This window comes from Rhodanobacter lycopersici (assembly GCF_040812335.1).
GTDB classification, from domain to species: Bacteria; Pseudomonadota; Gammaproteobacteria; order Xanthomonadales; family Rhodanobacteraceae; genus Rhodanobacter_A; species Rhodanobacter_A lycopersici.
This window is the reverse complement of sequence record NZ_JBFOHK010000001.1, coordinates 1,248,075-1,274,485: the sequence shown is the minus strand read 5'-3', so window position 1 is coordinate 1,274,485 and position 26,411 is coordinate 1,248,075. Positions and strand designations below refer to the sequence as shown.

At 67.6% G+C, this 26,411-nt stretch carries 24 protein-coding genes; 18 read left to right on the top strand and 6 right to left on the bottom strand.

Translation table 11 applies throughout. The annotated features are described in order from the left end of the window. Positions 1 to 553: 553 nt before the first annotated feature. From ribH to ABQJ54_RS05750, 3 genes are read left to right on the top strand one after another with little or no spacing between them, the layout of a single operon-like run. A complete protein-coding gene (ribH, locus tag ABQJ54_RS05760; protein WP_367853312.1) occupies positions 554 to 1,015 on the top strand; it encodes a 6,7-dimethyl-8-ribityllumazine synthase in 462 nt (153 codons plus the stop codon). Beyond that, on the top strand, positions 1,015 to 1,461 hold the full coding sequence (nusB, locus tag ABQJ54_RS05755) for a transcription antitermination factor NusB (RefSeq protein WP_367853311.1): 447 nt from the start codon (positions 1,015 to 1,017) through the stop codon (positions 1,459 to 1,461). Before ribH ends, nusB begins: the two co-directional genes overlap by 1 nt. Beyond that, positions 1,461 to 2,000, top strand: a complete 540-nt coding sequence (locus tag ABQJ54_RS05750) for a GNAT family N-acetyltransferase (protein ID WP_367853310.1) — start codon at positions 1,461 to 1,463, stop codon at positions 1,998 to 2,000. The genes nusB and ABQJ54_RS05750 overlap by 1 nt, the downstream gene beginning before the upstream one ends. A gap of 1 nt (position 2,001) precedes the next feature. On the opposite strand, the gene ABQJ54_RS05745 is transcribed toward ABQJ54_RS05750, so the two are convergent. Then, a complete protein-coding gene (locus ABQJ54_RS05745; RefSeq protein WP_367853309.1) occupies positions 2,002 to 2,463 on the bottom strand; it encodes a nuclear transport factor 2 family protein in 462 nt (153 codons plus the stop codon). Between the two features lie 134 nt (positions 2,464 to 2,597). Between ABQJ54_RS05745 and thiL the strand changes: the two genes are divergently transcribed. Both thiL and ABQJ54_RS05735 read left to right on the top strand, forming a co-directional pair. After that, positions 2,598 to 3,566, top strand: a complete 969-nt coding sequence (gene thiL, locus ABQJ54_RS05740) for a thiamine-phosphate kinase (protein ID WP_367853308.1) — start codon at positions 2,598 to 2,600, stop codon at positions 3,564 to 3,566. Next, the gene (locus ABQJ54_RS05735) at positions 3,563 to 4,072 is read left to right on the top strand and encodes a phosphatidylglycerophosphatase A family protein (protein WP_367853307.1); all 510 of its coding nucleotides are present in this window, start codon (positions 3,563 to 3,565) and stop codon (positions 4,070 to 4,072) included. Before thiL ends, ABQJ54_RS05735 begins: the two co-directional genes overlap by 4 nt. Positions 4,073 to 4,078: 6 nt before the next feature. On the opposite strand, the gene ABQJ54_RS05730 is transcribed toward ABQJ54_RS05735, so the two are convergent. Continuing rightward, entirely contained in the window at positions 4,079 to 5,023 is a 945-nt protein-coding gene (locus tag ABQJ54_RS05730) for an NAD(P)H-binding protein (RefSeq protein WP_367853306.1), read from the bottom strand. 104 nt (positions 5,024 to 5,127) lie between these two features. On the opposite strand from ABQJ54_RS05730, the gene ABQJ54_RS05725 reads away from it, so the two are divergent. Beyond that, positions 5,128 to 6,036, top strand: coding sequence for a LysR family transcriptional regulator (locus ABQJ54_RS05725; RefSeq protein ID WP_367853305.1), 909 nt, complete (start codon positions 5,128 to 5,130; stop codon positions 6,034 to 6,036). A 7-nt stretch (positions 6,037 to 6,043) separates the two neighbouring features. Here ABQJ54_RS05725 and ABQJ54_RS05720 read toward each other — a convergent pair whose 3' ends face one another. After that, positions 6,044 to 7,534 carry an alpha-L-fucosidase gene (locus ABQJ54_RS05720; RefSeq protein ID WP_367853304.1) on the bottom strand — a complete coding sequence of 497 codons (1,491 nt, stop codon included), beginning with the start codon at positions 7,532 to 7,534 and terminating at the stop codon, positions 6,044 to 6,046. Between the two features lie 203 nt (positions 7,535 to 7,737). On the opposite strand from ABQJ54_RS05720, the gene ABQJ54_RS05715 reads away from it, so the two are divergent. The 3 genes from ABQJ54_RS05715 (at position 7,738) to ABQJ54_RS05705 (ending at position 9,731) form a co-directional block, all read left to right on the top strand. Further along, positions 7,738 to 8,706: a potassium channel beta subunit family protein gene (locus ABQJ54_RS05715; protein WP_367853303.1), complete on the top strand. Its 969-nt coding sequence runs from the start codon at positions 7,738 to 7,740 to the stop codon at positions 8,704 to 8,706. Positions 8,707 to 8,798: 92 nt separating this feature from the next. Next, positions 8,799 to 9,020, top strand: coding sequence for a hemin uptake protein HemP (gene hemP / locus ABQJ54_RS05710; protein ID WP_367853302.1), 222 nt, complete (start codon positions 8,799 to 8,801; stop codon positions 9,018 to 9,020). A gap of 150 nt (positions 9,021 to 9,170) precedes the next feature. Next, positions 9,171 to 9,731: a hypothetical protein gene (locus tag ABQJ54_RS05705; RefSeq protein WP_367853301.1), complete on the top strand. Its 561-nt coding sequence runs from the start codon at positions 9,171 to 9,173 to the stop codon at positions 9,729 to 9,731. On the opposite strand, the gene ABQJ54_RS05700 is transcribed toward ABQJ54_RS05705, so the two are convergent. From ABQJ54_RS05700 to ABQJ54_RS05690, 3 genes are read right to left on the bottom strand one after another with little or no spacing between them, the layout of a single operon-like run. Next, entirely contained in the window at positions 9,728 to 11,812 is a 2,085-nt protein-coding gene (locus tag ABQJ54_RS05700) for an oxidoreductase (RefSeq protein ID WP_367853300.1), read from the bottom strand. The genes ABQJ54_RS05705 and ABQJ54_RS05700 overlap by 4 nt on opposite strands. Further along, complete coding sequence (locus tag ABQJ54_RS05695; protein WP_367853299.1) at positions 11,809 to 13,149, bottom strand: amino acid permease; 1,341 nt, start codon at positions 13,147 to 13,149, stop codon at positions 11,809 to 11,811. Before ABQJ54_RS05695 ends, ABQJ54_RS05700 begins: the two co-directional genes overlap by 4 nt. Then, entirely contained in the window at positions 13,146 to 14,216 is a 1,071-nt protein-coding gene (locus tag ABQJ54_RS05690) for an aromatic ring-hydroxylating oxygenase subunit alpha (RefSeq protein WP_367853298.1), read from the bottom strand. Before ABQJ54_RS05690 ends, ABQJ54_RS05695 begins: the two co-directional genes overlap by 4 nt. Before the next feature lie 271 nt (positions 14,217 to 14,487). Between ABQJ54_RS05690 and ABQJ54_RS05685 the strand changes: the two genes are divergently transcribed. The 9 genes from ABQJ54_RS05685 to ABQJ54_RS05645 all read left to right on the top strand — a co-directional run bounded on the left by ABQJ54_RS05685 (position 14,488) and on the right by ABQJ54_RS05645 (position 26,337). Next, positions 14,488 to 15,759 (top strand): efflux RND transporter periplasmic adaptor subunit, encoded by a 1,272-nt coding sequence (locus ABQJ54_RS05685; protein WP_367853297.1) that lies wholly within the window; start codon positions 14,488 to 14,490, stop codon positions 15,757 to 15,759. A gap of 230 nt (positions 15,760 to 15,989) precedes the next feature. After that, positions 15,990 to 16,715 carry an ABC transporter ATP-binding protein gene (locus ABQJ54_RS05680; RefSeq protein WP_367853296.1) on the top strand — a complete coding sequence of 242 codons (726 nt, stop codon included), beginning with the start codon at positions 15,990 to 15,992 and terminating at the stop codon, positions 16,713 to 16,715. Between the two features lie 38 nt (positions 16,716 to 16,753). Then, entirely contained in the window at positions 16,754 to 18,100 is a 1,347-nt protein-coding gene (locus ABQJ54_RS05675) for a TolC family outer membrane protein (RefSeq protein ID WP_367853295.1), read from the top strand. A gap of 166 nt (positions 18,101 to 18,266) precedes the next feature. Next, positions 18,267 to 19,580 carry an ABC transporter permease gene (locus ABQJ54_RS05670; protein ID WP_367853294.1) on the top strand — a complete coding sequence of 438 codons (1,314 nt, stop codon included), beginning with the start codon at positions 18,267 to 18,269 and terminating at the stop codon, positions 19,578 to 19,580. A 10-nt stretch (positions 19,581 to 19,590) separates the two neighbouring features. Beyond that, positions 19,591 to 20,829 carry an ABC transporter permease gene (locus ABQJ54_RS05665; protein WP_367853293.1) on the top strand — a complete coding sequence of 413 codons (1,239 nt, stop codon included), beginning with the start codon at positions 19,591 to 19,593 and terminating at the stop codon, positions 20,827 to 20,829. Between the two features lie 206 nt (positions 20,830 to 21,035). After that, positions 21,036 to 22,352 carry an ABC transporter permease gene (locus tag ABQJ54_RS05660; protein WP_367853292.1) on the top strand — a complete coding sequence of 439 codons (1,317 nt, stop codon included), beginning with the start codon at positions 21,036 to 21,038 and terminating at the stop codon, positions 22,350 to 22,352. A gap of 10 nt (positions 22,353 to 22,362) precedes the next feature. Continuing rightward, positions 22,363 to 23,622 (top strand): ABC transporter permease, encoded by a 1,260-nt coding sequence (locus tag ABQJ54_RS05655; protein WP_367853291.1) that lies wholly within the window; start codon positions 22,363 to 22,365, stop codon positions 23,620 to 23,622. A 166-nt stretch (positions 23,623 to 23,788) separates the two neighbouring features. Beyond that, on the top strand, positions 23,789 to 25,117 hold the full coding sequence (locus ABQJ54_RS05650; protein WP_367853290.1) for an ABC transporter permease: 1,329 nt from the start codon (positions 23,789 to 23,791) through the stop codon (positions 25,115 to 25,117). An 11-nt stretch (positions 25,118 to 25,128) separates the two neighbouring features. Continuing rightward, a complete protein-coding gene (locus ABQJ54_RS05645) occupies positions 25,129 to 26,337 on the top strand; it encodes an ABC transporter permease (RefSeq protein WP_367853289.1) in 1,209 nt (402 codons plus the stop codon). Positions 26,338 to 26,411 lie beyond the last annotated feature (74 nt).

Here is a 26,411-nt window from a genome sequence, read left to right as displayed (position 1 = left end):
ACGCGGCCTCCGTCTTCGGCAAGGGGAGTTTTTTGACCGATACTTCGCCTGCAGAAACGCAAGCACAGAGCATGCAACTGAGCAGAAGGAGCAGCTTGCCAAATCTCATGTCTCCACACCTAACTCAAATTCGGTTGTTGAATGAAGCCTAATCCCGCAGCCTAACCCGACAAATCGTGCTGGGGCTGCTGGGAACTTCCCATGCAAATCAACGAATTCTCCTGGTCGCGCCGTCCATGCCTGCAGTCTGATCCTGCAACCTTTCCCGGAGGTGGTGCCCTTGCGGCGATCGTCTCACCCGGGGCTGGCCCCGGCAAGCAGAGACATATGTGCGAGCGCGTTGATGGTCTTGGCACGGTGTAGTGGATTGTGGCGACCCACCCATGGCTTGCACGGGGGGCGCTCCCCGGGCTCTCGCCCTGCGCACTCTGGTAGTGGCGGTTGTGGATGCGGCGATGCCGCTGGTTTCCCGCAGGCCTCAAGCGGGTAGAGCGCCAAGCCTGTAAAATGCTCGCCTCGCATGGGCGCCGGCCCGTCAAGGATTGTTGCTGACATGAAGACCATCGAAGGCGATTTCGCCACGCCCAAGGGCCGTTTTGCCATCGTCGCGGGCCGTTTCAACGGTTTCGTCGTGGAACCGCTGGTGGCCGGTGCGCGTGATGCGCTGCTGCGCCATGGCGTGAAGGACGACGCGGTCGACCTGGTCCGCGTGCCGGGCGCGTGGGAGATCGCGCTGGCCGCGCACAAGCTGGCGACCTCGGGCAAGTACGCGGCGGTGATCGCGCTGGGTGCGGTGATCCGCGGTTCCACGCCGCACTTCGACTACGTGGCCGGCGAATGCGCCAAGGGCCTGGCCAGGGCCGCGCTGGATTCGGGCGTGCCGGTGGCGTTCGGCGTGCTGACCACCGACAGCATCGAGCAGGCGATCGAGCGCTCCGGCACCAAGGCCGGCAACAAGGGCGCCGACGCGGCCATCGCCGCGCTGGAGATGGTCAACCTGTACGGCCAGCTGTGATGCACGCGCGTCCCGAAGGGATTGATTTGGCTGCGCGCTCGCGCGCCCGCCGCCGTGCGTTGCAGGCGCTGTACGCCTGGCAGCTTTCCGGCAGCCACATGAACGCGGTGATCGAGCAGTTTCGCCACGAGCAGGACATGGAAGTGGCCGACCTCGACTACTTCGAGGACCTGCTGCACGGCGTGGAGCAGCATGTCGCCGAACTCGACGCTTCGCTGCGCCCGTACCTCGACCGCGAGGTGGCCGAGGTCGATCCGATCGAGCGCGCCGCGCTGCGCCTCGCCGCCTACGAACTGAAGCACCGTCCCGACGTGCCGTACCGCGTGGTGATCAACGAGGCGATCGAAGTCACCAAGCGCTTCGGCGCCGACCACGGCCACAGTTACGTCAACGGTGTGCTGGACAAGCTGGCCGCCGAACTGCGCGCGGTCGAAAAGCGCGGCTGATGGACGCCGGCGCCCGGGCGGAAGAACGGGTGCCGGTGCTGGAAACCGCGCGCTTGCGCCTGCGCGCCCACCGTCCCGAAGACCATGCCGGCTGCACCGCGCTGTGGGCCGATCCGGCGGTGGTGCGCTATATCGGCGGCCGCCCGTTCACTGCCGAGGAAACCTGGCGCCGCATGCTGGCCTCGCGCGGGCTGTGGGGCATGCTCGGCTACGGTTATTGGGCCGTCGAGGAAAAGGCCAGCGGGCGCTACGTCGGCGATATCGGCTTTGGCGACTTCCGCCGCGAGATCGAGCCCTCGTTGGTGGACATGCTGGAGTTCGGCTGGGTGCTGTCGCCCGAAGTGCATGGCCGCGGCTATGCGAGCGAGGCGGTCGCCGCGGCCACCGTCTGGGCCGACGTACACCTGCCTGGCATGCGGGCGGTGTGCCTGATCAACGAGGACAACGCCGCCTCCATCCGCGTGGCCGCGAAGGCCGGTTTCCGCGAATGGCAACGCACCACCTACCACGGCGAACCGGCGCTGGTGTTCACGCGCTGATTCACTGCGCCGGGCAGTCGCGGCTGTTGTCGGCGATGCCGCTGATCAGCCAGCGTCCATCCACCCGCGCCAGGTTGAACACGTCGGTGCCGCAGTGGTGCGGCTTGCCGTCGAGCAGGAAGACGTAGGGCGCCCACACCACGGCGAGGTCGTCGTCGACGCGCACCTGCGGGTCGTGGATGCGTTCCTCGATGCGTGCCTTGCCCGGCTTCACGTGGTCGATGAAGTCGCCCAGCGCGAGCTGTTCCGGCTTGCCGTGGCGCATCAGCGTGGCCATGCCCGCGGGCAGCACCTGCGCGCGCATGCCGGCCTGGTCGTAGCGCGACATCGCCGTGAAGAAGGACTGGACTGGCGCCAGCACGGCCGCGTCGCCGGTTGCGGATGGCATTGGCGCAGCCAGCGCAGGCGCGGCGGCGAGGAGGGCGAGCGAAAGGACGGCGGGGCGGAAACGGGTGCAGCGCATGGCAGCAAGCTCCGGCAGGGAAACGGCGCCAGCCTCGCACGCATCCGGCTCCGGCGCATGCGCCGCAGGTCATAGGCTTGCGTCGCGCGCGCGCGGATGCTCTGCTCTGTGGCCGTCCCTGCCGCAGGACCGCCATGGAATTCCGCCTGATCGACCGCATCCGCGAGCGCACCGCGCAGGAGCGCGAGGACGTGCGCCTGGGCATCGGCGACGACGCCGCACTGTTGGCCGTGCCCACGGGGCAGGAGCTGGCAGTGGCGATCGACACCCTGGTCGAGGGCGTGCATTTCCCGGCAGGCACCGCGCCGGCCGACATCGGCTGGAAGGCGCTGGCGGTGAATCTGTCCGATCTTGCCGCGATGGGCGCCACACCGGCATGGGCGCTGCTGGCGCTGACCCTGCCACAGCCCGATGCGGCTTTCGTCGACGGCCTGGCCGACGGCTTCGCGCAACTGGCGGGGCAGCACCGGCTGGCCCTGGTGGGTGGCGACACCACGCGTGGCCCGCTCACGCTCAGCGTGGCCGTGCACGGCTTCGTGCCGCCAGGGCAGGCACTGACGCGCGCCGGCGCACGCGTGGGCGACGCGGTGCTGGTCACCGGCACGCTGGGCGATGCGGCGGCGGGTCTGCGCTGCCTGCAGGCGCCGATGCAGATGGACGTCCGGACGTCCATGCGCGACGTGCTGGTCGGTCGCCTGAATCGCCCCGTGCCGCGCCTGTCGGCGGGACTGGCGCTGCGCGGGCGCGCCAGCGCCTGCCTCGACGTGTCCGACGGCCTGCTCGCCGACCTCGGCCATCTGTGTGCGGCCAGCGGCGTGGGTGCGGAGATCGACGCCGCCCTGTTGCCGCGTTCGCCTGCGCTGCTGGGCCTGTTCGACGAAGTGGCCGCGCGCGACTTCGCGCTGGCCGGCGGCGACGACTACGAGCTGTGCTTTACCGTGTCCGCCGCGCGCGTGGCCGGGGTGCAGGCCGACCTGGCGCGGCTGGGCTGCGGCGCCACGCGCATCGGCCGCATCGTGGCGGGCGAGGGCGTGCGCGTGCGCGACGCGGGCGGCGGCTGGCTGGAACCCGGGCGCGCGGGCTGGGATCATTTCGCCGCATGAACGCTCCCGTTGAACGCAAGACGCTCACCGCCGCGCAACGCCGCGCGCTGCTCGCCACACCCGCGGGCTGGATCGCCTGCGGCCTCGGCTCCGGCCTCGCGCCGGTGGCGCAGGGCACGTTCGGTTCGCTGGCGGCGATCCTGCCGTGGCTGCTGCTGCGCGAGCTGTCGCTGCCGCTCAACCTGCTGGCCATCGTGCTGGGCTTCGTGCTGGGCGTGTGGGCCTGCGAGATGGCCGGCCGCGCGCTGGGCGTGGACGATCACCGCGCGCTGGTGTGGGACGAGTTCGTTGGCCAGTGGATCGCGCTGCTGCCCGCGCTGCTCGCGCCGTGGTGGGCGATCGTTCTCGGCTTCGCGCTGTTCCGCCTGTTCGACGTGTGGAAGCCGTGGCCGATCCGCGAGTTCGACCGCCGCCTCAAGGGAGGGCTGGGCGTAATGGTGGACGACGTGATCGCCGGCGTGTTCGCCGCGGTGGTGCTGGCAATCGCACTGCCCTTCCTCCACTGAGATGTTTCACGCCACGCAGCCGAAGCTGCGCAGGGTGGCTTCGACAGCCTGGTCCAGCGGGGTGTGCGGCTCCTCGCCCAGCCACACCAGCAGCCGGCGATTGTCGAGCTGCAGCGGCTCGCTCCACAGGTAGCGCATCTCGCGCAGTTCGCGCAGCATCACCACGAACGGTGCAGCCAGCCATGTCAGCCACCACGGGAAGGCGCGCAGCGGCAGCGTGGCGTTGCCGGTAGTGCGACGCACCGCGGCGAGCAGGGCAGTGTCGTCCATCAGATGGCCGGCGAAATGGAAGCGGGCGAAGCGCTCCAGTTCGCCCTCGCGTTCCAGCAGTCGCGCCACCGTTTCGCCCACGTCGGGCAGATAGGCCCAGGCGTGGGGCAGGTCGTGGCGCCCCGGGTACAGCAAGGTGCGTGCAGGGCGACCCGGCCTGATCATCGCCGCGAACCAGTTGTTGCCCGCGCGCGGCCCGAAGAAGTCGCCGCAGCGCAGGACCAGGCTGCGCACGTCGGTAGCTTCGGCCAGTTGTTGTTCCATCGCCACGCGGATCGCGCCCTTGCGGGTCAGCGGTCGCTGAGGATCGTCCTCGGCAAGCAGGGGAAAGGCATCGGGACCGTAGTTGTAGACCGTGCCGGGCAGCACCAGCCGCGCCGCGTTGGCGCGGGCTGCGGCAAGGCTGTGGTCCAGCATCGGCAGCACCAGCTTGTCCCAGTCGCGGTAGCCCGGCGGGTTCACTGCGTGGACGAGCACGTCCACGCCTTCGGCGGCCTGCGCCACGTCGGCGGCGTGCATCGCGTCGCCTTCGCGCCAGTCGATGCGCGGGTCGAGACCGGGGCGGGCGGCGTTGCGCACCAGCGCGCGCACCGTCCAGCCGCGCCGCAGCAGGGCCGCGGCGATCTCGCCGCCCGCGCCGCCGGTGGCGCCGAGGATCAGGGCTGTCTTCGATGTGTTCATGGCCGTACTCCAGACTAGGTCGGAATCGATGGGTGGAGCCAGCTTGGCGCGGGGCGCCATATTTGAAAATTGCCTGGCTTCGAACATCTGCTATAAATAAATGCATGGATAGCGACGAGCCCGGCTGGGATCTCTATCGTTCCTTCCTCGCGGTGGCGGACGCAGGCAGCCTGTCCGCGGCGGCGCGCATGCTGGGCATGACCCAGCCCAGCCTGGGGCGGCACGTGCGGCAGCTGGAAACGACGCTGGGCGTGGCCCTGTTCACGCGTTCGCCGCAGGGACTGCGGTTGACCGAGCTGGGCGCCGAACTGGCCGAACATGCGCGCGGCATGGCTGCCGCGTCGTCCGCGCTGCGGCGCGCGGCGTCGGGCAGCCGGCAGGAGGTGCGCGGCGTGGTGCGCATCACCTGCAGCGAGGTGATCGGCGGTGAGGTGTTGCCCGCCATGCTGGCCGGATTGCGCCGGCAGCAGCCGGGTATCGTGGTCGAGCTTTCGCTGTCCGACGCGACCGAGGACCTGCTGCGCAAGGACGCCGACATTGCCGTGCGCATGCTGCGGCCGAGCCAGGCTGCGCTGGTGGCGCGGCGCGTGGGCGGCATCGGGCTGGGGCTGTACGCACACCGGCGTTACCTGAAGGAGCGCGGCACGCCGCGCACACTGGCCGATCTGCACCAGCACGCGCTGATCGGTTTCGATCGCGAGACGCCCGCCTTGCGTGCGATGCGCGGCCGCGTGCCGGGCGGCGAGGTGTATGCGCGCGAGCATTTCGCATTGCGCACCGACAGCGGCCTGGCGCAGCTGGCTGCACTGCGCGCCGGTTACGGCATCGGCGCATGCCAGCGCGCGCTTGCCCGGCGCGCGCGCCAGCTGGTGCCGGTGTTGCCCGGGGCGTTCGGGCTGGACCTGGACACCTGGCTGGTGATGCACGAGGACCAGCGTGCAAACCGCCGCGTGCGGCTGGTCTACGACTATCTGTTCGAGGCGCTGGCGGCCTACGTGGCGGAAGGCGCCTGAGGCAGGATCACTTCTCGTTGTGCCCCGGCCCGTAGCGGCGATCCGGGCCGCGGTACGCCGCGACGTAGTCGAGCTTCGGCGCGTCGTAGCCGAATTCCAGCGTCAGCCGCAGCTTGCTGGCGCGCACCGGGTCCGTGCGTACGAGCTTCTTGTGGCCGATCGTGGTGCCCCAGGTGAGCGGCCGCCACGCGCCGCCGTCCCAGCGTTCCACACGATAGTTGGCGATGTTCTGGCCGAGGGCGATCGCTTCGCCAAGTTCCAGCGTGTCGAACTCGATCTCGCGAGGCAGTTCGAATTCCAGCCAGCCGTCGCGGGCGGCGGGTGCGGCGCTCCAGTAGGTATCCGGATCGGTGTCGAGCACCTTGGCCGGGAGATGCGATGCATCGCTGCCGCTGGCGTGCACATTGGCGCCCTGCAGCAGGTTGGTGGCGAACAGTGCCGTGCGCTTTGCGGTGAAACCCTGCAGCGAGGCGATGTCCTCGGGGTCGAACAGGCCATCGCGGTTCGGCGGCACGTTGAGCAGCAGCTTGCTGTTGCGGCCCACCGAGCTGAAGTACAGATCCATCAGTCCGTCCGGCGTGCGCACCTGGTCGTTCTGCTCGGGGTGCCAGAACCAGCCGGGCCGGATCGACACGTCCGATTCGCCGGGGCGCCACACGCTGCCGTGCGGGTCGCCGTGGCCGAGCAGGTCGCCCGCCCACGGGCGGTCGTAGCCGGGGTAGGGCACGCTGGCCGGGTCGATGCTGGACCAGCAGGTTTCGCCGGCCACGCCTTTCTCGTCGCCGATCCAGCGCACGTCGGGGCCGGCGTCGGAGAACATCACCGCATCGGGTTGCAGCCTGCGCACGGTGGCGTGGATGCGCGGCCAGTCGTAGGCCTGCTTGCGGCCGTTCGGGCCTTCGCCGTTGGCGCCGTCGAACCACACTTCCACGATCTTGCCGTAGTTGCTGAGCAGCTCGGTGAGCTGGGCGATGTAGTAGTCGTTGTAGGCCTCGCCGCTGCCGTAGACCTTGGCGTTGCGGTCCCATGGCGACAGGTACAGGCCGGCGCCCAGGCCTGCGGCGCGGCAGGCATCGGTGAATTCGCGCACCACATCGCCGTGGCCGTTCTTCCACGGGCTGCTTTTCACCGAGTGCTGCGTGGTGGCGGTGGGCCACAGGCAGAAGCCGTCGTGGTGCTTGGCGGTGAGGATCATGCTGCGGAAACCGGCCTGCTTCGCCGTGCGCGCCCATTGCCGCGCGTCCAGCTTGCGCGGGTTGAAGATCGCCGGCGACTCGGTGCCGTCGCCCCATTCCTTGCCGGTGAAGGTGTTCACCGTGAGGTGCACGAACATCGCCAGTTCGTCGCGTTGCCAGCGCAATTGCTGCGGCGTGGGGCGTGGTCGCGGCCCGGTGGCGACAGGCGTGGGCGCGGCGTCGGCATGGCCGACGCGGGTCAGGCCGAGCGCGCCCAGCGAGGCGGCAGCGGAGCCGGCGAGCAGGAAACGGCGACGATCCATAGGACGAGCCTCTGCGGGTGGATGCCGTGACGTCAGGCCAGGCCACTATATTCAAATATGATGCAGTTGTTCAAATATGATTCATGGCGTGGCCATGGATCGCGCAACGCGGACGCGCAAGGCTTGCATAGGCCCGATGCGTCGACGCAGCATGCAGAAGGATCGGTCCACACCGATCGTCCCGCCTGCTGATGGAGCTACCCATGCAATACCGCCGCCTCGGCCGTTCCGGCCTGCCGCTTTCCGTCCTTTCCTTCGGCGCCTGGGCCACGTTCGGCAAGAGCGTGGGGCGCTCGCTGGCGCGCGACATGCTGGCGCTGGCCTGGGACCATGGGGTGAATTTCTTCGACAATGCCGAGACCTATGGCAGCGGCGTGGCCGAGTCGCTGATGGGTGACGTGCTGGCCGACCTGCGCCTTCCGCGCGACGGCTGGTGCGTGTCCAGCAAGGTGTTCTTCGGCGCCTGCGATCATCCGAAGCCGACCCAGCGCGGGCTGTCGCGCAAGCATGTGATCGAGGCCTGCCACCAGGCGTTGCAGCGTCTGCGCGTGGATTACCTGGATCTCTATTTCTGCCATCGCCCCGATCCGGACACGCCGATCGCGGAGACCGTGGCGGCGATGGATCTGCTGGTGCGCCAGGGCAAGGTGCTGTACTGGGGCACCAGCGAGTGGTCCGCCGAGGCGATCCGCGAAGCGCACCGCGTGGCGGAGGCAAACCATCTGACGGCGCCGGCGATGGAACAACCGCAGTACAACCTGCTGCACCGCGAGCGGGTCGAGGTGGAATATGCGCCGCTCTACAAGGACTTTGGCATGGGCACCACGATCTGGTCGCCGCTGGCCTCGGGCCTGCTCAGCGGCAAGTACGACGACGGCGTGCCTGCCGATTCGCGGCTGGCGCATCCCGACTATGCGTGGCTGCACGACAAGGTGCTCGGCGAGCATGGCGAGCGCGTGGCGAAGGTGCGCCAGCTGCGGCCGCTCGCCGATGAGCTGGGTTGCAGCACCGCCCAGTTGGCGATCGCCTGGTGCCTGGCCAATCCGCACGTGTCCACGGTGATGCTGGGCGCGAGCCGGCTGGAACAGCTGGAACACAACCTCGGCGCGCTGGAGGTGCTGCCGAAGCTGGACGAGGCGACGTGCCGGCGCATCGCGCAGGCGGTGGCCTAGAACCTGTTCATGGGTGGCGCCTGTCGCGGCGATTGACAGATTAATGAGAATCATTATCATCAAGTCCGCCTGAACCCATCGCGGAGTCGTCCATGTCGATCGCCACCCCCATGAGTCTGCCGGCCGCCGCCAACCGGCTTGCCCGCCCGTTGCCGCATCTCCCGCTGCGCTCCGCCGCCGCGGTGACGGAGCCCGTGCGCCGCATCAGCAGCCAGTCGCTGCTGGAGGGCGAGCGCGAACTGGTGATCCAGCACCAGGGCAACGAATACCATCTGCGGCTTACCCGCAACGACAAGTTGATTCTTACCAAGTAAGGCTTGGAGCAACGCTCCGTGCGGGGCGACTCAACGCAAGCCCTATACCCTCTCCCCCAGCCCTCTCCCGCGAGCGGGAGAGGGGAGCCAGATCATCGCCAGCACAGCGCATCGTCGCGCCCGCGCCAGCCAGCCACGACGGAGACCGCAATGTTCGGTTGGCTGGCTACCCATCTTGCCCATGTCTGTCCACGTGCCGTCGGCGTCGAAGTGGAGCGCCGCTGGCTGCGGATCACGCCGCGGTTGCTTGCGCATCGTTTGCCGGCCGCGGGGCCCGTGCTGTACCTGCCGTGCGCGGTGCCGGCACCGGCGGATGCGGTCACCGGCCTGCTGGCGGGATGCCGCGAGCTGGCGCCTTTGCTGTGCGTGCGCTGGCTGGTCGCCGCCTGCGCGATCGGCAGCGATGGCCCGTACGAATGGCTGGAGTGCCGCGCCCGCGATGGTCGCCTGTGCGCCCGCCTGCATCTGCTGCCGGACAGCGACTACCTCGGCTGGGATGCTTTGCTCGCGGCAGGCATGCCGGTGCATGCCGCGTGCAGGCAACGCCGCGGCGACGAACGCGTCGCGGCGGCGCAGCTGCTGGATTTCCGCTGCCGCCGGCTGGCCGGGCTGGAGGTGCTGGAGGCGTTGCCTGCGGTGGGAGTCTCCGCGCTGGGCGGCGGGATCGCACGCGGCATCGCGCGGGCCGAAGGGCTGGCCCTGGGCTGCTAACCGCGCGGGCGGCGCAGGTCGTCGGCGTCGGCGGTGTGGAAATGCCGTTTGAACGCGACCTCGCCGCTGGCCGGTTCCTGCAGTTCGCGCGCGTAGCGGTGGCCGGCGTAGACCGCGTGCGCGATCAGGCCCGGCGCCTCGGCGTCGCCGATGCAGCGCAGCGTGCGGATGCCGGCATCGGTCCACTCCGCCTCGCGTTGCCGCAGCTGCTGGTACAGCGCATCGTCGGGCAGGCGGGCGGTGACGGTGACCACGGCGTCGCAGGCCAGCTCGTGCTGCCGATGGGTCCAGACGTCCTCGACGGTGAGTGTGGTGCCGGCGTAGCCGACGATGTCGTGCGACACCATTGCCTCGATGCCGAGTTCGGCCATGCGCTTGCGCACATGCCGGTAGTCCAGCGTATTCAGCGTCCACGGCGCGAGGCTGTCCTCGGGCGTGAGGTGGATCACTTCGCAGCCATGCTGGTGCAGCAGTTCGGCGGCGACGCTGGCGTGGTAATAGCCGTCGTCGTCGTACACCACCACGCGGCCTTGCGGCAGGCGGCCGTCCATCAGGTCATCTGGTGTGTAGATCCGAGCGCCGTCGACGAAGCCGGGGATCGCGAAGCCATGGCTGCGGCCATAGCCGTCGCGGTGCCAGTGGCAGCCGGTGGCCAGCACCACGTGCTCGGCGCCGAAGTCGAGCACGTCCTGCGCACTCAAGGCCGAATCGAGATAGACGGCTATATTCGCAAGCTTGTTGATCTGGCCCACGCGCCAGTCGCGCACGCGCGCCCATTCGGCCAGTCCGGGCAAGCGCGACTCGCGGCTGACGCGGCCGCCGAGTTCGCGGCGCGCCTCGGCCACGCTGACGTCGAAGCCGCGCTGGCCCAGCGCGCGTGCGGCTTCCAGTCCGGCGGGACCGGCGCCGATCACCAGCACACGCGCCGGCGTGCGCGCCGGGGCGATGCGTTCCGGGTGCCAGCCCTTGCGCCATTCCTCGCCCATGGTCGGGTTCTGCGTGCAGCGGATCGGCGAGATGGTCATGTCGCCGGAGACGCAGACGTTGCAGCCGATGCATTCGCGGATGTCGTCGACGCGGCCTTCTTCGATCTTGCGCGGCAGGAACGGGTCGGCGATCGACGGGCGCGCGCAGCCGATCAGGTCCAGCACGCCGCGCCTGAGCTGCGACACCATGGTGTCGGGCGAGGTGAAGCGACCCACGCCCACCACCGGCTTGCTGGTGGTCTTCTTGACGAAATCGATGAAGGGCTCCTGCGCACCCTCGGCGGCGAAGCGCGAAGGCACCGAGTCGTTGTACCAGGCGGCGAGGTTCACGTCCCAGAGGTCGGGCAGCTCGGCCAGCATGCCGACGATGTCCTGCGCCTCGGCCAGCTCCACGCCGCCCGGCCCGAGCCCTTCCTCGACGGCGAAGCGCAGCGCCACCGCGCAGCGGTCGCCCACTGCCTCCTTCGTGTCCTGCAGCACCTCGCGCAGCAGGCGCACGCGGTTCTCCAGTGGGCCGCCGTATTCGTCGCCGCGCTGGTTGCGCCGGCGCTGCAGGAAGTGCATTGCCAACGACAAGTCATGCGCCGCGTAGACGTAGATGATGTCCATGCCCGCGCGCTTGCCGCGGATTGCCGCCTCGCGATGCCAGCGCCGGTATTCGCGGATGTCGTGCAGGGTCATCGCGCGCGCCTGGTGCGGATAGCCGTACTTGGTCGGCTGCGGCGAAGGCGCGATCAGCACCTCGCGCGAATACAGGTTCGATGCAGTGGGGCCGTTGTGGGTCAGCTCCAGCGCGGCCAGCGCGCCGTGCGCGTGCACCTTGTCGCACATCAGCGCCAGCGCGGGGATGTCGCGGTCGTCCCACAGCCGCGCCTCGACGTAGGGCGTGAGGTCGCCGCTGGGATGGATCTCGCATTCCTCGGTGGAGACCACCGCCCAGCCGCCCTCGGCCTTCACCTCGCGCATCGCCGCGTGCGCCAGCGGCATCGCATGGCCCATGCCGTTGCAGTGCGGCACCTGGAAGAAACGGTTCTTCGCCGTGACCGGGCCGATCCGCACCGGTTCGAACAGGATGTCGTAGCGCGGATCCCTCATTCCGACATGGCCCCGACGGCGCTGCGGCGACGCAGGCGCGACAGCGCATACAGTGGCACGCCCACCGCGAGCAGTCCCAGCGCGCACAGGAACGGTTCGCGGCCCGCGCCGACGAAGGCGAACACCACGAACAGCACGCAGGCGGTCGCGACCACCAGTGTCCGGCGCGTGGCGCAGGCGGCGTGGCGTCGGCGCCACAGCATGCCCAGCGCCAGCGCACAGCCGAGATACAGCGGCAGGGTGGCGGCCGTCCCCAGCAGGGTGAGGAAGGTGAACGCCGCGACCAGCGTCTTGCTGTAGCTCATGGCGACCAGGGTCGTGGCCAGCAGGCCGGTGACCAGCAGCGCCAGCACCGGCGTGCCGTGGCGGTTGGTGCGCGCCAGCACCGCGGGCAGCACGCCGTTGCCGGCCATCGTGCAGGTCAGCTCACCCACCAGCAGGGTCCAGCCGTTGAGCGCGCCCAGTCCGCTGATCGCCACGAACAGCGCCAGCCAGCGCCCGGAGCCGGCGACGGCGTAGCGGTCCATCACCAGTGCGAACGGCGCGCTGGCCTCCGCCAGTTCGTGCTGGCGGATCAGCAGCAGCGGTATCGCCGAGACGACGATGTAGATCGCCGCGGTGAGGATGGTGCCGGCCATGGTGGAACGCGGGATGGTGCGCGCCGGGTCGTCCACGCGCGCCGCCGGCACGCTGGCCGACTCGATGCCGATCATCGCGAACAGGGCGATCGTCGAGGCAGCGGTCACGCCACCCAGGGTGAGCGGGGTGGTGGGCAGTTGCGCGGTGTACGTGGCGGGCGCGGTCAGCAGCAGCCAGCCGCCCAGCAGCGCGATCGCCAGCATCGGCAGCAGCTTCAGCGCCGTGGTGAGGATCTGCATGCCGCCGCCGGTGCGCACGCCGCACAGGTTGATCGCCACGAACGCCCACAGCAGGCCCTGCGCGAACCACATCGGCGGCAGCGCGCCCAGCGGCGGGAACACCACCACCAGGTAACCGACCACGCCCGTCGCCAGCGCGGAGTTGGTGATCCACACCGACACCCAGTACGTCCACAGTGCCAGGTACGCCGGCAGTTCCCCCAAAGTGCGGTGGATGTAGCCGTAAGGGCCGCCGGCATCGGGGAGGGCCCGGGCCAGTTGCGCGAACACGCGGGCCAGCATCAGGCAGCCGGCCAGCACGATGACCCAGCCGATCAGCGCGTTGAAGCCGTAAGGCGCCAGCGAGGCGGGCAGCACGAAGATGCCCATGCCGATCACGTTGCCGATCACCAGCGCGGTGCAGGTCCAGAAGCCAATCTTGCGTCCGCCGTGCACAGGTGCCGCTACGTCGCCGCTCATGCGGATTCCCCGGCGGCGCCGGCGTAGGCTGCGCGCAGCAGGTTCTGGAAATGCCAGACGCCGCTCTCGCGTTTCGGGTTCAAGCGGCCGGGTACGTAATGGCCGGAGGCCAGGCCCTGCTGCACCGCCTCGCAGATCGCGATGTCCTCGTGCTGCACCTCGTCGCTGAAACCCTGGTCGGCGGCGATGCGCGCCTGCGCGCCCTCGTCCTGCGCGTAGTAATAGTCGAACACCACGCGGCAGCGGCCCGGCCCCAGCGGCAGGATGCGGTTGGTCTGCATGCGCCCCGGCATGATGTTGAGCATCACGTTGGGGTAGACGAAGTAGTAATACGCCTGGCCGTCACCATAGATTCCGCTGCTGTCGCGCAGCGGCGAGGACTGCAGCGAATGCCACGCGAACAGCTCGGTGTCGTAGGCGCGGTAGTCCAGCACCCGCGACAGGCCCGGGTGCACGTGCGGCAGGTGGTAGCCCTCGAGGAAGTTGTCGACGTAGACCTTCCAGTTGCAATCGACGTCGTAGGTGTCGCGGCGCAGGTAGCGCATCGCCGCCAGTTCGATCGGCGCGATGCGCTCGGCGATGCCGCCGTAGACCTCGTCGAACGCCGGCACCTCGTCGCTCAAGGCGACGAACACCAGGCCCTGCCATTCGTGCACGCGCAGCGGCGGCAGGCGGATGTCCGCGATCTTGAAATCGCAGGCGTCCTGCATCTCCGGTGCGCTGCGCAGCTGTCCTTCCAACGTGTAGGTCCAGCCGTGGTACTTGCAGTGCAGGGCGCGGATGCCTTTGCCGTCGCACAGCGCCAGCGGTCCGGCGCGGTGGCGGCAGACGTTGGGAAAGGCGCGCAGCACACCGTCCTGCCCGCGCACCAGCAGCACAGGCACTCCGGCGACCTGCTCCACCGCGTGGTCACCCGGCTCGGCGAGCTGTCCCTGCTGGGCCACCAGCTGCCAGCTGCGTGCGAACACCGCGCGCTGCTCCATCGCCAGCATCGCATCGCCGAAGTAGTAGCGGGCTGCCAGGGCATGCGCGCGGTTGAGTTCCTCGACCATGGTGTCGTTGGGCATAAGTCAGTCTTGCGGCTCCCCGGGCGGACGGTTGCGGCATGCGGCCAGGTTGGCGCATGGCGTCGCGGCAGTGTATGCCACGATGTCGTGGCGGTGTCCGCGCTTGCCGTGGCCTTGTCCGGTGTCCGCCCAGTGTCCGCGGACACCGGTCTTCCAAAACGTGGCGGCTGCAAATCACGGAAATTACACGTCTTTTTCCGGGGTGTCGCGTTGGCACGCAGATTGCTGAGCAGAGAGCGGGGCCGCACTGTCCGCGGTCAGGGAACGCACGATGATTCGCGATACTTCCGCTCAAGACCGCATCGTCGAGGTCAAGCCCAACCGCAAGCGCCGCATGATGTACATCGGCGGCGGCGTGGCCTTGCTGGTGGTGCTGGGGCTCCTCATGCCGGGCATCCTCCGCCTGTTTTCCGCCGACGCCTCGGTGAGCGCGTCGCGGCTGGCCTTCGCCACCGTCGAGCGCGGGCTGTTCGTGCGCGACATCGCCGCCGAGGGCAAGGTGGTGGCGGCGAACAGCCCCACGCTCTATGCCACCTACGGTGGCGCGGCGGTGCTGAAGGTGCGCGCCGGCGACGCGGTCAAGAAGGGCCAGGTGCTGGCCGTGATCGACAGTCCCGAGCTGCACAACAAGCTGGCGCAGGAGCAGTCCAAGGCCGACGCGATGCAGGTGGACTACCTGCAGGCGCAGGTGGATGCGCGTACCAAGCGCGGCGCCTTGCAGAAGGACTACGACAACGCGCAGATCGACGCGAAGAGCGCCGCCAACAACCTTGACCGCGAGCAGAAGGCCTACGCCGCCGGCGCCTCCACCGGAGTCGCGGTCGACAAGGCCAAGGACGACCTGGAGAAGGCGCAGATCGCCCTGGCGCACGCCAAGGCCGATCTCGGCATGAGCAACGACAGCCTGAACTTCAACATCCAGGCGAAGAAGCTGGCGCACGACAACCAGATGCTGGTGGTGCAGGACCTGCAGCGCCAGGTGGACGACCTCAACGTGAAGTCGCCGGTGGACGGCCAGGTCGGCCAGCTGTTCATCGCGCCGGTGGCCACCGTGGCCAAGGACGCCCAGCTGCTCAGCGTGATCGACCTTACCGCGCTGGAAGTGGAGGTGAAGGTGCCCGAGAGCTTCGCCCGCGACCTGGCGATCGGCATGACCGGCGAGATCAGCGGCAACGGCAACACCTGGAAGGGCCTGGTCAGCGCGATCTCGCCCGAAGTGGTGAACGGTGAAGTGGCCGCCCGCGTGCGCTTCGAGGGCACCACACCCAAGCAGCTGCGCCAGAACCAGCGCCTGTCCGTGCGCATCCTGCTCGACAAGCGCGACAACGTGCTCACCGTGCAGCGCGGCTCCTTCGTCGACGAATCCGGCGGCAGCTACGCCTACGTGGTCAGGGATGGCATTGCCACCAAGACGCCGATCCGCGTGGGCACCAGCAGCATCGACAAGGTGGAGATCCTGCAGGGCCTGAAGGAAGGCGACCGCATCGTGATCTCCGGCACCGACAGCTTCAAGGGCGCGCAGCGCGTCGCGATTAGCAGGTAAGGGGTTTCCCTCTCCCATTGGGAGAGGGTGCCCGACCTGCAGGCGCAGGATGCGCCTGCGGAACAGCGAGGCTGGCCCCGTAGGGGCGAGCGACAGGGATGTCGCGAGTAAGGGCGGGAGAGGGTACGGGGCTTGCGTGGATCGTTTCGCAAGCATCGCACCCTCACCCCAACCCCTCTCCCGACGGGAGAGGGACTTCAAAGATCCACCACCACCGAGGAACGTGAACCATGCTCAAGATGACCCACCTGTCCAAGGTCTACCGCACCGAAGTGGTGGAGACCTACGCGCTGCGCGACTTCAACATCGACGTGAAGGAAGGCGAGTTCGTCGCCGTCACCGGTCCGTCCGGTTCGGGCAAGACCACCTTCCTCACCATCGCGGGTCTGCTGGAAACCTTCACCGGCGGCGAGTACCACCTCGACGGCATCGAGGTGAGCCAGTTGAACGACAACGCGCGCTCGAAGATCCGCAACGAGAAGATCGGCTTCATCTTCCAAGCGTTCAACCTGATCCCCGACCTCAACGTGTTCGACAACGTCGAAGTGCCGCTGCGCTACCGCGGCATGAAGGCGCCCGAGCGCAAGCAGCGCATCATGGACGCGCTGGAACGCGTGGGCCTGGCCTCGCGCTTCAAGCACTACCCGGCCGAGCTCTCCGGCGGCCAGCAGCAGCGTGTGGCGATCGCCCGCGCGCTGGCCGGTTCGCCGCGCCTGCTGCTCGCCGACGAACCCACCGGCAACCTGGATACGCAGATGGCCCGCGGCGTGCTGGAGCTGCTGGAGGAGATCCACCGCGACGGCGCCACCATCGTGATGGTGACCCACGATCCCGAGCTGGCCGCGCGCGCGCAGCGCAACGTGCACATCATCGACGGCCAGGTGGTCGACCTGTCGGTGGACCCGCGCTTCCATGCCAGCGTGTCCGCCGCACGCGGCAACGCCAATCCGGCCTGAAGCGCCCGTAGACCATCAGCCTGCTGCGAGTCCAGTCCATGCGTTTGAAGCTGCTGCCCGTGCTGCTCCTGCTCGCCGTCGCCCCCGTCGTGGGGCACGGCGAAGACCTGATGGATGCCTATCGGCAGTCCATCGCCAACGATCCGGTGCTGGCCACCGCCGACGCGCAGCGGCTGATGGTGGCCGAAGGCGTGCCGATAGCCCGTTCGGCGCTGCTGCCGCAGTTGTCCGCCGGATTGGAGCTGGACCAGATCCACAGCGGTGGCAGCACCCAGACCACCGACAGCAACGGCAACATCGTCGACACCGGAGGCGGCGGCCACGTGCGTGACCGCAACCTCGTCGGCAACCTCAGCCAGCCGATCCTCGACCTGTCCGCCATCGCCAACCTGCGCGCGGCGCATGCGTCCGACGATGCACAGGAGCAGACCTACCAGGCCGCGTTGCAGAACCTCTACGTGCGCGTGGCCAGTGCCTACTTCGGCGTGTTGCAGGCGCAGGACATGCTGGACATCGACCGTTCCTACGAGGAAGCCTACAAGTCGGAGTACGACCAGACCTCCGCGCGTTTCAAGAACGGCCTGTCGATGGAGGCGGACGTCAATCAGTCCAAGGCGCTTTATCTGTACATCAAGGGAATACGCATCAGCGCGGAGGACAACCTCAAGGATGCGCGCCGTGCGTTGCAACAGATCACCGGCAAGCCGGTCGGCACGCTGAAGAAGCTGCGCGACGACCTGCCCATGCAGGGGCCGCAGCCGGACGACGAGCAGGCCTGGGTGGACGCAGCGCTGAAGACCAATCCCACCGTGCTCGCCGCGCGCTACGCCGTGAGCAGCGACGAGCACAAGGTGACGGCGGCGCGCGCCGGCCACCTGCCCACGCTCACCGCCGGTGTGGGCTACAACAAGTTCGGCCAGTGGTCGAACGCGATGCCGGGTACGGCCGCCTACGGACCGGCCACTACCACGGTGGGCCTCACGCTCAACATCCCGCTGTTCAGCGGCGGCCTCACCCATGCGCAAGTGAAGCAGGCGCTCTATCAGCGCGATGCCGACCAGGGCGTGCTGGAAAGCCAGCGCCGCCAGGCTGCGCGTGACGCCGCCAACTATTTCAACCTGGTGAAGGACGGCATCGAGCAGGTGAACAGCGGGCGCGAGTCGGTGGACGCGGCGCAGAAATCGCTGGCCTCGATGCGCGCGGGCTACACCATCGGCACGCAATCGATGACCAGCGTGGTGATCGCCATCCAGTACCTGGCCGATTCGCAGAGCCAGTACGCCGCGGCCAAGTACCAGTTCATCCTCGACAAGCTGCTGCTCAAGCAGGCCGCCGGCACCATCGACATGCACGACCTGGAAGCGGTCAACGGGCTGCTGCAATGAGCGCTCTCATCTCCGGGACGGCGCGTGCTTTTTCCCCTCTCCCTGCGGGGGAGGGTGCCCAACGGGCGGGAGAGGGTACGGGCGGAGCGCGGTGCCGCGCTTTGGTCGAACCCTCGCCCCAACCCCTCTCCCGAAGGGAGAGGGGCCCGAGTGTGGAGGGCTGAAGATGCTCACCTACTACTTCCAGCTCGGCCTGCGCAGCCTTCGCCGCAATCCCGCGCTCACTGCGCTGATGGTGATGGCGATCGGCTTCGGCGTGGCCGCGTCGATGACCACGTACTCCGTGTTCCGCGCGGTGTCGGGCAACCCGATCCCGGACAAGTCGGCGCAGCTGTTCACGCCGCAGGTGGATGCCTGGGGCCCGCAACAAAACCTGAAGGGCGGCGAGCCGGCGGAGGCACTGGATTACATCGACGCGATGGCGCTGATGCGGGCGCACGAGGCGAAGCGCCAGACATTGCTGTATCCGGTGAAAGTATCGGTGATGCCAGAAGGCGATCACGATATGCCCCTCGCCGCGAATGGCTATGCCGTCTACAGCGACTTTTTTCCAATGTTCGATGTGCCGTTCGAGTACGGCGATGGCTGGGGCGCACAGGACGACCAGACGCACAGTGCCGAGGTGGTGATCAGCGAGCGGCTCAACCAGAAATTGTTTGGTGGTGCCAACAGCGTGGGACGAACGATCAATTTCGGCGGCCATGACTATCGTGTCGTTGGCATCGCCAGTCACTGGAACCCGCACCCGCGCTTCTACGACTTGTTCGATACCGACTATTTCGCCGACGAACCGGATTTCTACATGCCGTTCACTCGTGCGCTTGACCTGCAGATGCGCACCGCCGGGCGAAACAGTTGTCGGGGCAAGCTCACTTTCACGACTTGGCAGGACTATTTGCAGAGCAACTGCGTGTGGATCATGCCTTGGGTTGAATTGGGCAGTGCAACCGAGGCCGCGCGTTACCGTCGCTTCCTTGAGAACTACGCAGCCGACCAGCAGCGGGCTGGCCGCTTCGATTGGGCACCCAATGTTCGCCTGCGCGATGTGATGCAGTGGCTCGACCACGAGCAAGTGGTTCCGCCGGAGAGCCGCATCTCGCTCGCGGTGGCTCTTGGTTTCTTCCTGATCTGCCTGGTCAACACCATCGGCCTGCTGCTGGCGAAATTCATGCGGCGTGCTGGCGAGATCGGCGTACGCCGCGCCCTGGGCGCGACGCGCGGCGAGATCTATGCGCAATACCTGGTCGAGGCCGGCACGGTGGGTTTGGCCGGCGGCGTGCTGGGACTGCTGTTCACCGCGCTGGGCGTGTCTGGTGTGGGCGTGCTGTTCCCGCCGGAAATCGCGAAGCTGGCCAGACTCGACCCGTCGCTGGTGGCGCTCACGTTTGCCGTGGCCATCGCCGCCACCGTGATGGCGGCGTTCTATCCGGCATGGCGCGCGGCGCACGTGCAGCCGGCCTGGCAGTTGAAATCGAGCTGAGGAGCAAGCCATGAACATCCAGATCAGGCCCATCCTCGTCGCGTTGCGCCGGCACAAGGCGGGCACCCTGCTGATCGCGCTGCAGATCGCGTTGACGCTGGCCATCGTGTGCAACGCGCTGTTCATCATTCATCAACGCTTGGCACATTTGTCCGAATCCAGTGGCGTTGATGAAGCCGACGTGTTCGTGATCTATAACCAGTGGGCCGGGAACATGTCCCCGCAGCAGATCGACGCACAGATGCAGGCGGACATGGTTGCGTTGCGACAACTGCCTGGGGTGAGCGATGCCTCGCCCAGCAATGGCTATCCGCTCCAGGGAAGCGGCTGGGACAATTACGTCATGATGACGCCCGAGCAGGTCAAGATGACCACCGACTCGGCGGTATACCTGGGCGATGAGCACCTGCTCGATACCTTGGGTACGCGGCTGATCGCGGGGCGCAATTTTCGCCCGGACGAAGTCGCCGCCATGGGCCCCCAGGAGATGATCACTCCGCCGGTGGTCATTGTGACCAAGACGCTGGCCGACCGGCTGTTCCCTGATGGCTCGGCGCTGGGCAAGTCCTTTTATTCGATGGGCACGGTTCCGACCACGATCATTGGTATCGTCGACGAACTGCATCGACAGGGCACGGATCTGTGGAACAAGCCTTATGCCGGCCAGTCGTTGATCTGGCCAATGCGTTTGGACAATCCATACGGCATCAATTACATCGTGCGCGCCAAGCCGGGCCAGCTTGCCGCGGCGATGCGCGAGGCACCCAAGGCGCTGTTCGCACTGAACAGAATGCGCATCATCGATCCCAAGGACGGCATCCAGGACTACGCCACCATCCGTCACAAGGCCTACGAGAGTGACCGTGGCATGGCCATCCTGATGGGCATCATCTGCGTGGTGCTTTTGGCGATCACCGCCGCCGGCATCGTGGGCCTCACCAGCTTCTGGGTAGGCCAGCGCCGCAAGCAGATCGGCGTGCGCCGCGCGCTGGGTGCCAAGCAGCGCGACATCCTCGCGTACTTTCTTACCGAAAACTTCCTGATCAGCGCTGCCGGCGTGGCGTTGGGCACCGTGCTGGCCATGGTTTTCAACTTGTGGACGATGACCCGTTTCGCGATGGATCACATGTCGATGGCCTACATAGGCACCGGTGTGCTCGCGTTGCTGCTGCTGGGGCAGGGCGCCGTGCTGGCGCCGGCGCTGCGCGCCTCGCGCGTGTCGCCGGTGGAGGCGACGCGCAGCGTGTGAGTTTCCCTTCTCCCTTTGGGAGACAAATCGGCAGGAGTGCCGATTTGCACGGCGAAAGCCGGCCGAGGGCGAGGCACATGGATGTGCCGAATGAAGGAGCCCGAAGGGCGGATGAGGATTCGGGCGGAGCGGGGCATTCCGCTCCGCCCGAGCCCTCATCCCAACCCCCTCCCGACGGGAGAGGGGCATGACAACGGAGAGACGAAATGTTCGCCTATTACCTGGATCTGGCACTGCGCAGCCTGAAACGCAGCCCGGGCCTCACTATGCTGATGGTGCTGGCCATCGGTTTCGGCGTGGCCGCATCAATGACCTCGTGGTCGGTGTTCCGTGCCGTGTCGGGCGATCCGATCCCGTGGAAATCCTCGCAACTGTTCGTGCCGCAGATCGACAACTGGGGGCCGAACGGGCGCAACGCCAACGGCGATCCGCCGAACGCGATGGATTACACCGACGCGACGGCACTGATGCGCGACCATCGCGCCAAGCTGCAGTCCGCGATGTACCAGATCTCGCCCTCCGTCGTGCCCGCGGAGGCCACCAAGCATCCGATCAACGTCAGCGGCCATGCGGTATACGGCGAGTTCTTCCCGATGCTGGACGTGCCGTTCCTGTACGGCAGTGGCTGGAGCGCCAACGACGACACCAACCGCGCCCAGGTGGTGGTGATCAGCAGCAAGCTCAACCAGAAGCTGTTCGGCGGCGCCAACAGCGTGGGCAAGAGCGTCAACATCGAGAGCCGCGACTATCGCGTGGTCGGCGTGCTGGACAACTGGAACCCCCAGCCGCGTTTCTACGACGTGGTCAACTCGGGCGGTTTCGACAGCGGCACGGAGGATGTGTTCCTGCCGTTCCAGACCGCCATCCAGGCCAATATCCCGAACGACGGCAACACCAATTGCAACGCGACGCCCAAGGAATCCGGCTTTGTCGGCCTGCAGCATTCCGAGTGCATATGGATCGCCTACATGGCCGAGCTGGACGACGCGGCGGCGGTGACCACCTACCGCGACTACCTGCAGGGCTATGCACACGAACAGCAGCAGGCCGGCCGCTTCGGCTGGGCGCCGAACAACCGCCTGCGCAACCTGCCGGCATGGCTGGACAACCAGCAGGTGGTGCCCAGCGACACCAAGGTCTCGCTGCTGGTGGCGCTGGGCCTGCTGCTGGTGTGCCTGGTCAACACCGTCGGCTTGCTGCTGGCGAAGTTCCTGCGCCGCAGCGCCGAGATCGGCGTGCGCCGCGCGCTCGGTGCGCCGCGCAAGGCGATCTACCTGCAGTTTCTCACCGAGGCCGGCATGGTCGGCGTGGCCGGCGGCGTGCTGGGGCTGCTGCTCACCTGCGCGGGCGTGGCCAGCGTGGGCTGGGTGATGCCCAAGGACATCGCCACGTTGGCGCGGCTGGACGTCTCGCTGCTGGTGCTCACCCTGCTCGTGGCCGTGGCCGCCACGATGCTGGCCGGGCTGTACCCCACTTACCGTGCCTCGCGCGTGCAGCCCGCGTGGCAGCTGAAGAGCAATTGAGGAGCGCGCCATGAAACTGCATCCCATGATCTCGGCATTGCGCAAGCACAAGGCCGGCGTGGTGCTGATCGCGCTGCAGATCGCGCTGACCCTGGCGATCGTCTGCAATGCGATCTTCATCATCGGCCAGCGCATCGACCGGGTGAACCGCCCGACCGGGCTGGACGAGGGCAACCTGTTCCTGGTCACCCAGCAATGGGTGGGCGCGCCCAGTGCAGACACGCCCGACGGCGTGGCCAAGCTCGACGCCATGCAGAAGGAGGACCTCGCCGCACTGCGCAACCTGCCTGGCGTGGCCTCGGTGACGCCGACCAACTCGATCCCGTTGCTCAATTCCTCCTGGAACGGGGCCGTTTCGACCAAGCCGAACACCAACTTCACCGACAAAGGCAGCAACGTCCGTACCACGTACTACTTCACCGACGAGAACGCGCTGTCCACCTTCGGCCTGCGCCTGGTGGCGGGCCGGAACTTCACTACGACCGACGTGCAGAATCACGGTTTCCGCGACCAGTTCACGGACCCGGTCGTGATCGTCACCCAGGCGCTGGCGGACAAGCTGTTCCCGCAGGGCGGAGCCGTGGGCAAGGCCATCTACGTGGACGGCAGCGGCTCGCCCACCACCATCGTGGGCGTGGTGGCGCGCCTGCAGGTACCCGGCAGCGGCACCTGGACCAACAACTTCGCCTGGAACTCCACCATGGTGCCGGTGCGGCTGGACGCGAATTTTTCGCGCTACGCGGTGCGCACCAGGCCGGGCCAGCTGGATGCGACGATGCGCGCGGCGGCGCCCACGTTGTACAAGGTGAATCCGTTGCGCGTGCTCGACGACGACAGCGTGACGTCGTTCGGCGACATCCGCGCCAAGGCCTATCGCGCCGACGTGGGCATGGCGATCCTGATGGGCGTGATCTGCCTCGTCCTGCTCAGCGTCACTGCCGCGGGCATCGTGGGCCTCACCAGCTTCTGGGTCGGCCAGCGCCACCGCCAGATCGGCGTGCGCCGCGCGCTGGGCGCGCGCAAGGTCGACATCCTGCACTACTTCCAGGTGGAGAACCTGTTGATCGCCGGCAGCGGTGCGGTGATCGGCATCGCCATGGCCGTGTGCCTCAACCTGGCGTTGATGCGTTACTACGAGATGGACCGCCTGCCGGTGGTCTACACCCTGATCGGCGTGGTGGCGGTGCTGGTGCTGGGCCAGTGCGCGGTGTTCGTACCCGCGCGGCGCGCCTCCAACGTGCCGCCGGTGACGGCCACGCGCGCGGCGTGAGGGTTTTCCCTCCCCTTCGGGGGAGGGTTTCGCTTTGCTCCCCTCTCCCGCTTGCGGGAGAGGGGCCGGGGGAGAGGGTACGGGCTGGCCGTGATGCCAAGGCGCCCTCTCCCCCAACCCCTCCCCCGCAAGCGGGAAAGGGGAGTGATAAACAAGGAGTCTCGGGATGTTCGGCTATTACCTCGACCTCGCACTGCGCAGCCTGAAGCGCAACCGCGTGCTTACCGCGCTGATGGTGCTGGCGATCGCGGTGGGCATTGGCGCCAGCATGACCACGCTGACGGTGATGCACGTCCTGTCCGGCGATCCGTTGCCGGGCAGGAGCGCGCATCTCTACTACCCGCAGGTGGATCCGACACCCGACAATTCCTATTACGGGCATCACAAATACCCGCTGCCGATGATGGACGACCGCTCGGCGGTGGACCTGTGGAACGCGCATCCCGCCGACCGTCAGGCGCTGGTGGTGGACAGCGCGGTGAAGGTGCGTTCTCCCGACTCCACCCTGCCGCCGTTGATGCTTGGGATGACTTCAACCACGGCGGATTTCTTCCCGATGTTCGGCGTGCCTTTTGAATATGGTGGTGCGTGGACGCCTGCCGACGATGTGGGCCGTGCGCGTGTGGCGGTGATTTCGTCCGACCTCAACGCCAAGCTGTTCGGCGGCAGGGACAGCGTGGGCAAGACCTTGCGCCTGAAGGACAGCGATGTGCGCATCGTCGGCGTGTTGAAGCCGTGGCGGCCCACGCCGCGCTTCTACAGTGTCGCGGGCGGCATCGGTGCAAACGGGCAAGGGGCTGATCCCTACGCCAAGCCGGAGGACGTGTTCACGCCGTACTTCTCCGGGCTTGAAATCAACAATGGCAATTTCCAGCAATACACCTGCTGGGGCAATCCACCTGCGCCCGGTCATCTGGAAAATTCGCCCTGCGTGTGGGTATCGCTGTGGGTGGAGCTGGACAGCGCGGCGAAGGTGGCGGCCTATCGCGACTTCATCGCCAATTACGCGCAGCAGCAGAAGGCGCTGGGTCGCTTCCAGCAGACCGACACGCGCATGCTGGATCTGATGGGCTGGCTGGATGCCGAGCATGTGATCCCCAGCGATGCGCAATTGCAAATGTGGCTGGCGTTCGCCTTCCTCGCCATCTGTCTGTTCAACACGGTGGGCCTGCTGCTGGCGAAGTTCCTGCGTCGCGGCGGTGAGATCGGCGTGCGCCGTGCGCTGGGCGCTTCGCATCGCGCGGTGTTTGCGCAATGCCTAACCGAAGCGGGGTTGATCGGTTTCATTGGCGGCGTCGGCGGCTGGCTGCTGACGCTGGTGGGCCTGTGGCTGGTGCGCCGGCAACAGACGCCGTATTCCGATCTGGTGCACATGGACACGGCGATGTTCGTCACGACCTTTGTGCTGGCGATTGCGGTGAGTTTGCTCGCGGGCACGTTGCCCGCGCTGCGCGCCAGCCGCATTGCCCCGGCTTTGCAACTCAAGACGCTGTGAGGACGCCTGCCATGCACATCCGCCCCATCCTCGTGGCGCTGCGCAAGCACAAGCTCGCCACTTTCCTCATCGCCATGGAAATCGCGCTGGCCTGCGCGGTGCTGTGCAACGCGGTGTTCATCATCGCGAACCGCCTCTCCGCCATGCATATCGTCACTGGCGTGGACGAAGCCTCGCTCGGCGAAATCGTCGTCACGGGCTTCGACCCGAAAGAGGCGAGTGACTTGAACGCGCGCATGATCGCCGGCCTCGCTGCGATCCCGGGCGTCGAATCCGTCCACGCGATCTCTTCCGTGCCATTTGGCCCGCAGGCGGGTACGGCTGGCGTCACGCTGGATCACAAGAACTACGGCACCGTGATCGATTACTACATGGGCGATCCGGGCACGATCAAGGCGCTGGGCCTGCAACTGGTTGCCGGTTCCATGCCCGATACCGATGACTATCAGGCCATACCCGACAAGGCCTGGCTGCCGCCTTCCGCACGCGTGCTGGTGAGTCGTGCCCTGGCGGATCAGCTGTGGCCGGGCGAGAGTCCGCTGGGCAAGATGTTCTGGACGGGGCCATACCAGTACCGCGTGATCGGTGTGGTGGCGAACTTCATGGGTGCGGGTGCGAACGGCGGCGGCAGGGCGGAATGGTCGGCGTTCGTACCTGCGCTACCCGGTGGGACGTTGGCCGGTACCTACCTGATCCGCGCGAACCCGCAGGATCTGGAGCGCGTGATGACCGAAGCACGCAATGCGGTGGCGACCATCGCGCCGCACGTGGTGCTGGATCGCGAGAACAGCCAATCGATACCCGTCTTGCGTTCGGCAAACTTCGCCACCGATCGCGCGATGGCCGGCATGCTCATCGGCGTGATCGTGGCGCTGCTGGGCGTCACCGCGCTGGGCATCGTGGGCCTGGCCAGCTTCTGGGTGGCGCAGCGGCGCAAGCAGATCGGCATCCGCCGTGCGATCGGTGCCACGCGTGGCGACATCCTGCGCTATTTCCAGACCGAGAACTTCCTGATCGTCACGCTGGGCATTGCCATCGGCATGCTGCTGGCCTTCGTGCTGAATGCGGCGCTGATGAAGTTCTACGAATTGCCGCACCTGCCGCTGTACTACCTGCCGGTGGGGGCCCTGGCGCTGTGGGGACTGGGGCAACTCGCCGTGCTCGGCCCCGCGCTGCGCGCGGCGGCGGTGCCGCCGGTGGTGGCCACGCGAAGCGTGTGACAGCGGGTCTCCCCTCTCCCATTCATGGGAGAGGGGCGGGGGAGAGGGTACGCGGTGTTGCCGTGACGCCAAGA

Coding starts and splice junctions, on each gene's coding strand:
- ABQJ54_RS05670 (WP_367853294.1), top strand. CDS start 18,267: ATGCTCACCTACTACTTCCAGCTCGGCCTGCGCAGCCTTCGCCGCAAT.
- ABQJ54_RS05715 (WP_367853303.1), top strand. CDS start 7,738: ATGCAATACCGCCGCCTCGGCCGTTCCGGCCTGCCGCTTTCCGTCCTT.
- ABQJ54_RS05745 (WP_367853309.1), bottom strand. CDS start 2,463: ATGCGCTGCACCCGTTTCCGCCCCGCCGTCCTTTCGCTCGCCCTCCTC.
- ABQJ54_RS05695 (WP_367853299.1), bottom strand. CDS start 13,149: ATGAGCGGCGACGTAGCGGCACCTGTGCACGGCGGACGCAAGATTGGC.
- ABQJ54_RS05645 (WP_367853289.1), top strand. CDS start 25,129: ATGCACATCCGCCCCATCCTCGTGGCGCTGCGCAAGCACAAGCTCGCC.
- hemP (WP_367853302.1), top strand. CDS start 8,799: ATGTCGATCGCCACCCCCATGAGTCTGCCGGCCGCCGCCAACCGGCTT.
- ABQJ54_RS05700 (WP_367853300.1), bottom strand. CDS start 11,812: ATGAGGGATCCGCGCTACGACATCCTGTTCGAACCGGTGCGGATCGGC.
- ABQJ54_RS05655 (WP_367853291.1), top strand. CDS start 22,363: ATGAAACTGCATCCCATGATCTCGGCATTGCGCAAGCACAAGGCCGGC.
- ABQJ54_RS05665 (WP_367853293.1), top strand. CDS start 19,591: ATGAACATCCAGATCAGGCCCATCCTCGTCGCGTTGCGCCGGCACAAG.
- thiL (WP_367853308.1), top strand. CDS start 2,598: ATGGAATTCCGCCTGATCGACCGCATCCGCGAGCGCACCGCGCAGGAG.
- ABQJ54_RS05730 (WP_367853306.1), bottom strand. CDS start 5,023: ATGAACACATCGAAGACAGCCCTGATCCTCGGCGCCACCGGCGGCGCG.
- ABQJ54_RS05680 (WP_367853296.1), top strand. CDS start 15,990: ATGCTCAAGATGACCCACCTGTCCAAGGTCTACCGCACCGAAGTGGTG.
- ribH (WP_367853312.1), top strand. CDS start 554: ATGAAGACCATCGAAGGCGATTTCGCCACGCCCAAGGGCCGTTTTGCC.
- ABQJ54_RS05725 (WP_367853305.1), top strand. CDS start 5,128: ATGGATAGCGACGAGCCCGGCTGGGATCTCTATCGTTCCTTCCTCGCG.
- nusB (WP_367853311.1), top strand. CDS start 1,015: ATGCACGCGCGTCCCGAAGGGATTGATTTGGCTGCGCGCTCGCGCGCC.
- ABQJ54_RS05735 (WP_367853307.1), top strand. CDS start 3,563: ATGAACGCTCCCGTTGAACGCAAGACGCTCACCGCCGCGCAACGCCGC.
- ABQJ54_RS05660 (WP_367853292.1), top strand. CDS start 21,036: ATGTTCGCCTATTACCTGGATCTGGCACTGCGCAGCCTGAAACGCAGC.
- ABQJ54_RS05650 (WP_367853290.1), top strand. CDS start 23,789: ATGTTCGGCTATTACCTCGACCTCGCACTGCGCAGCCTGAAGCGCAAC.
- ABQJ54_RS05690 (WP_367853298.1), bottom strand. CDS start 14,216: ATGCCCAACGACACCATGGTCGAGGAACTCAACCGCGCGCATGCCCTG.
- ABQJ54_RS05720 (WP_367853304.1), bottom strand. CDS start 7,534: ATGGATCGTCGCCGTTTCCTGCTCGCCGGCTCCGCTGCCGCCTCGCTG.
- ABQJ54_RS05705 (WP_367853301.1), top strand. CDS start 9,171: ATGTTCGGTTGGCTGGCTACCCATCTTGCCCATGTCTGTCCACGTGCC.
- ABQJ54_RS05750 (WP_367853310.1), top strand. CDS start 1,461: ATGGACGCCGGCGCCCGGGCGGAAGAACGGGTGCCGGTGCTGGAAACC.
- ABQJ54_RS05675 (WP_367853295.1), top strand. CDS start 16,754: ATGCGTTTGAAGCTGCTGCCCGTGCTGCTCCTGCTCGCCGTCGCCCCC.
- ABQJ54_RS05685 (WP_367853297.1), top strand. CDS start 14,488: ATGATTCGCGATACTTCCGCTCAAGACCGCATCGTCGAGGTCAAGCCC.